The organism is Paenibacillus sp. SYP-B3998 (assembly GCF_010820665.1).
GTDB lineage: Bacteria > Bacillota > Bacilli > Paenibacillales > NBRC-103111 > Paenibacillus_E.
In genome coordinates, this window is record NZ_JAAIKC010000038.1 from 1 (window position 1) to 912 (window position 912).

Annotated in this window: 2 protein-coding genes; both read right to left on the reverse strand. The window is 39.6% G+C overall.

From position 1 onward, the window contains the following. Nucleotides 1-204: flagellin N-terminal helical domain-containing protein (locus GK047_RS29100; protein WP_481856073.1), on the reverse strand; the 204-nt coding region annotated here is incomplete at its 3' end. Nucleotides 205-690: 486 nt separating this feature from the next. Next, a partial coding sequence (locus GK047_RS29105) for a flagellin (protein ID WP_275901729.1) occupies nucleotides 691-912 on the reverse strand: 222 nt, incomplete at its 5' end.

Here is a 912-nt window from a genome sequence, read left to right on the forward strand (position 1 = left end):
ATCTTGAGAGTTGCGAGTAGCTTGATCCAAACCACGGATCTGGCCGCGCATTTTCTCGGAGATTGCTAGACCTGCTGCGTCATCACCTGCGCGGTTGATGCGAAGACCAGAAGACAATTTCTCGATGCTCTTGCTAGTTGCTGCGGTGTTAACACCCAACTGACGGTGCGTGTTCATAGCTGCGATATTGTGGTTGATAATCATAATTTTTCTTCCTCCTTGAAGTTCATAACCCCACATCCATGTGGTGGTTGAATATATTGAGGAAAGGTCAATTCAGGTCGGCCGCCCTAATCTCTCTCTCTATTATTTATATCGGAATGATCTTATAGAAAGTTAATAGCGTTTTGAACATTATTTATCTGCCTCTTCGCAAAATAGTATAGTTTCGCTTTGTATATTGAACAAGAATTGGAGATTTATCAAGTAGCGTTAAGAGTCGAGAAACTATCGTAAGTAAATTGCCTCTACTTATATACTTGGCAGCCGCACTGCATGTTGCTCATAATTGCTGTAAGATTCTAAACGTTAAAGTTGGTAGGACACATCCTAAAGCTCGGCTAACACGGGGAATTAAATCGCCCACATTTTATTTACGGTCATAATATGTCATTTTTCAATTTCTTAATAAGCAAATAAGGTAGATAGCAGTTATGCCATCTACCTTATTACTAAACTTAATTGAAATTATTATCTAAGAAGTTGAAGAACTCCTTGAGGTTGTTGGTTAGCTTGAGCCAACATCGCTTGTGCTGCTTGAGCTAGAATAGAATTCTTTGTTTGACTCATCATTTCTTTCGCCATATCAACGTCACGAATACGAGATTCAGCAGCTGATAAGTTTTCAGAAGATGTACCCAAGTTGTTAATTGTGTGTTCTAAGCGGTTTTGAATCGCTCCTAAGGATGAACG